Annotated in this window: 5 protein-coding genes; 1 reads left to right on the top strand and 4 read right to left on the bottom strand. The window is 39.6% G+C overall.

Annotated features, from left to right (window positions below; genetic code table 11):
- Together ACH2DQ_RS21250 and ACH2DQ_RS21245 are read right to left on the bottom strand one after the other, a co-directional pair.
- On the bottom strand, nucleotides 1-736 hold a 736-nt coding region (locus tag ACH2DQ_RS21250; RefSeq protein WP_395028236.1), incomplete at its 3' end, for a hypothetical protein.
- Between the two features lie 46 nt (nucleotides 737-782).
- Entirely contained in the window at nucleotides 783-1,325 is a 543-nt protein-coding gene (locus ACH2DQ_RS21245; protein ID WP_394911839.1) for a TetR/AcrR family transcriptional regulator, read from the bottom strand.
- 243 nt (nucleotides 1,326-1,568) lie between these two features.
- On the opposite strand from ACH2DQ_RS21245, the gene ACH2DQ_RS21240 reads away from it, so the two are divergent.
- Entirely contained in the window at nucleotides 1,569-2,312 is a 744-nt protein-coding gene (locus tag ACH2DQ_RS21240; protein WP_394911838.1) for an EFR1 family ferrodoxin, read from the top strand.
- A gap of 12 nt (nucleotides 2,313-2,324) precedes the next feature.
- Here ACH2DQ_RS21240 and ACH2DQ_RS21235 read toward each other — a convergent pair whose 3' ends face one another.
- Together ACH2DQ_RS21235 and ACH2DQ_RS21230 are read right to left on the bottom strand one after the other, a co-directional pair.
- A complete protein-coding gene (locus ACH2DQ_RS21235) occupies nucleotides 2,325-3,212 on the bottom strand; it encodes an aldose 1-epimerase family protein (protein WP_394911837.1) in 888 nt (295 codons plus the stop codon).
- 395 nt (nucleotides 3,213-3,607) lie between these two features.
- The coding region (locus ACH2DQ_RS21230) for an adenine deaminase C-terminal domain-containing protein (RefSeq protein WP_395028234.1) at nucleotides 3,608-3,836 on the bottom strand (229 nt) is incomplete at its 5' end.

Genomic DNA, 3,836 nt, shown 5'->3' with positions numbered 1-3,836 from the left:
TCATTGCAAATCTGCATATCTGATTTCGGCGGTTGTCATCCGAAAAACGACTTGTTTTCACGCTTTCCAGGCTGACCTGGGTGGCAAGCACATAGCCAATTTTCTTTTGTCCGTCCGTACCCGTCATATGATGCATATAAACCGGAATCCATAGTGTAGTTTTGCTGCTGTTGAGCTTGGACGCGGCAACTAAAACAGCCGAATTTCGCTCGAAAGTTCCGAGTACCGATCCCGATGCCACAGGTTTTGCGTATACAACAACATTGGGGACGTTGGCTACCGCAAGTATCGTGTTACTTTTTGCTTTTTTCAGCAGCCCTGCCACTTTTTTATTTGCCTGAACCGTTAAACTGCAACTGTATTTTCCGATAAATTTATTTTTAGTATTATAAACTTTAACGGTAATGAGTGTTCTTCCGGCCTGTTGAAGTTTGATATAGGGAAGCCTGTACGGAAAACGTGTTTTACGATAGCTTACACCTGCCACTTTTTTCTTAGAGCTGGAAACTATGAAACGATAACGCTTTGATACATTTTTAAGACCCAGCGTCCTGGAATTTGCAGAGCTATAAAAAACAGGAATTTCGTTGCTGGTCCCAAACTTTACCTGGAAAGTACGGTGTGAAAACATGGTTGTTTTGTTACGGGCTGCTTCTGTATGTAAGCCTTGCGTTAAAAACAAGAATAGAATTGAGAAAATACAAATGAATTTAAGGTAAGACCGAACTATTTTCATAACAACAGCGCTCCCTTCCTATTCTGAAAGCGGTTCCATTAATTGGTCAGAAAATGCCGCTGCGAAAGCGGTTAAAATAATCAGCCATGGTTTCCGGTGTTTCTACGGTTCCGTGCAAAAGCCATTCATACAGAATCTGGCGAAATCCGCCGCATACATAGAGATGACAGTAATATTCAAAGCGTGTTTCCTCAATATCCTCACAGGGGAAAAAATTACTTGCCAACGGCGTGATTTTATCGAATGCTTTTTCAAAATAATCAAATAAATTCTTTTTATTTAGAAAGATCAGCATTTTCGCATATGGTTTCCAAAACCGGAATACAATTAAGGCATATTCATAATAGCTGCAGATCTGTTTTTTCTCAAGTTCACCGATAAATTTTTTGCAGATATCCTGTAAATAGCACTCAATAATTTCATCCTTTCCTGTAAAATTCCTATAAAAAGTTTTACGAACCAACTGAGCACGTTCTGCAATATCTGTTACGGTAATCTCTTCGTATGACTTTTCTTTCAATAATTGCATGAACGCATTAGTAATCATTTGACGTGATCGAATTGAGATCGGGTTATTACTTTTCTCCATTTTATACCTTGTTACATTGCAGTTCAATCTGCAAGCCTTTCTGTCTTTTCTTCTGTTTACCTAATCCAATACTTTTTCTATAAATCAGATGATATGGACTTGAGAATACAATGACACAAACCATAGATCATTGTGTAACCTGGGGCAAAACTATTGACACAAATGTGTAATTTGATTATACTCGACTTCAACAAATGACACAAGTGTTACATTTGAATAGTGACAGAAATTGGAGGATAATTTATGACCACAATTTATTATTTTACAGGTACCGGGAACAGCCAGATGATTGCTGAAGAACTGGCATCTATACTTCCGGATTGTAAAACTGAAAAAATAACCCCGGAACTGGCAAAAGGAACTTCGGTGAGCGGATGCGCAGGTGTTGTATTTCCCGTATATTTTCTGGGTTTGCCCCACATTGTACGTGAATTTCTGACAAATGCAAAAATGCAAAAAGGAACCTATTGCTTTGCAGTGGCAAATATGGGAAACATGACTGGAAATGCCCTTCCCTTCATCCGAAAGATATTAAAAACAAAGGGAGTCTGTCTTCAGGCGGAATACGCAATTAAAATGCCGGAGAATTATACACCGATGTTTAAACCAGAGACAAATGCAGAACAAAAAAAGCTCTTCCATGCAGCAAGGCAAAAAATCAAAGTAATCGCTGACGATGTACGAAACCGGCGAAAATTAAAACCGAAATTTTATCACCCGCTGTTCAATGTTTACCACAATTTTATGCATAGAGATATTGCGAAAATGGACAAAAACTTTACCGTCCAATCCACGTGTAACGGATGTGGAAAATGTAAGAAAATCTGTCCGGTATCCAATATTTCAATAGAAAACGGGATACCGGAATGGCATCACAACTGTGAATATTGTTTTGCCTGCCTGCATTATTGTCCGCAAAAAGCCATCAATTGCGGCAAAAATACAATTAATAGAGAACGCTATCAAAATCCATATATCAAGCGCTGATCAGAGTCACATTTAGCCGCATACGGTTATGGTGTAATCCGCCTCAAAAGTTTCGCCTGCATCTAACTTTTGAATTCCGGACTTATCCTGGATATTTCCTTTAAATCCTGCATCATCTGTCCGGCCATACCATGGCTCCAGGCATACAAAGGGGGCACCTGGTTTTGTCCAGATTCCCACATAGGGGAATCCCTCACAATTGATTTCTATATAAGGGGTTTTATCCGGTAATGCAAGTCCTACTTTTTGCAGCTGTGCATGTTCAAAAATCCATACACCGTCCTTAAACAGATCATTTTTCAGCGGGCAGAATCCATCCTTTGCGGTAAAGATTTCCGGTTTTTCTGTGAGCGCCAGACCATTTTCGTTAATGCGCAGGCATGTGTAATTCTCTTTATCGGAATACAAATTCAAATAATAATCCTCCTGCGTCTCTCCCGCTTTAACCGGTGCAAGAAAAGCCGGGTGGGCTCCGATTCCAAAATACATGGCTTCTGCTTGCTCATTTACTACCTTCCAGCAGATTTTGATTTCATTTCCTGATAAAATATGTGTAATATAAAGGGAAAACTTAAATGGGTACTTATTAAAGCTGTCATCTGTCCAGGTTAGTTTATGGCAAATGAGGTTGGGCTGGTGCTCTTCTACTGTAAATACGCTGTCTCTGGCAAATCCATGTTGTCCCATCCGATAGCTTTTATTATGATATTGATACTGTTCATCCTGAAGTGCACCTACAAAGGGAAAGAGTACTGGTGCGTGTCGGTTCCAATAAGCGGGATCTGCATTCCATAAGGCCTCTCTGCCGGCGTTCTTATCATATACCCGTGCAAGCTCAGCACCAAAATCATTTACTTCTATTCGTAACGCTTCATTTTCTAAAACTCTGGTTTCACTCATAACCTGTCTCCTTTTCATAATGAAAGTTTATGTACCGTGTAAATTACACTATTAGCTAAAGCACATTATTATTATTATTTTACTACAACCCGGCCGGATTTTCTATTCATTTTAACGGCTTCTTCCATAATATAGAAAAAATGGTTACATTCAGACCGTGCCATACACAGGGCCGCACGGTATCGGAGCCAATAAAAAGGCAGCATTCGGGCATCGGCCCCTCGCCAAAGGCGACTTTAAATGGGCAGATGCTGTTACTGTGAGCATCCGAAGGGTGTCTACAGTAACAAAAAATGCAAAATAACGGGCACAAAATCCGGAAACAGTTTTTGTGAGACAGTCATTTTGCATTTATCATTTGTTTTAGTTAGAGTCTGTATTTAAACAAGTTCTTTTTAAAGAATTTCCACATCAATTAATTTATGATTTATGACATCTATCAGTCCTTTATCAGTAAGCCCCAATTCCGGTACGGTGGGCAGAGAGATGAAGCTTAATGACATAAAGGGAGCAGACATATTACATCCCAGGTTCTTAGCTGCATCATTCATAACATCCAGTTCTTCCATTATTTCATCGGCATTTTTTTCGCTCATCAATCCGCCAATTGGCAGACACATCTGG

It is taken from the genome of Robinsoniella sp. (assembly GCF_034124845.1).
This window is presented reverse-complemented; position numbering and strand designations above follow the sequence as displayed.

What these genes read in the sequence shown, in the direction of transcription:
- ACH2DQ_RS21245 (WP_394911839.1), bottom strand. Translation starts at nt 1,325, where the DNA reads ATGGAGAAAAGTAATAACCCGATCTCAATTCGATCACGTCAAATGATT.
- ACH2DQ_RS21240 (WP_394911838.1), top strand. Translation starts at nt 1,569, where the DNA reads ATGACCACAATTTATTATTTTACAGGTACCGGGAACAGCCAGATGATT.
- ACH2DQ_RS21235 (WP_394911837.1), bottom strand. Translation starts at nt 3,212, where the DNA reads ATGAGTGAAACCAGAGTTTTAGAAAATGAAGCGTTACGAATAGAAGTA.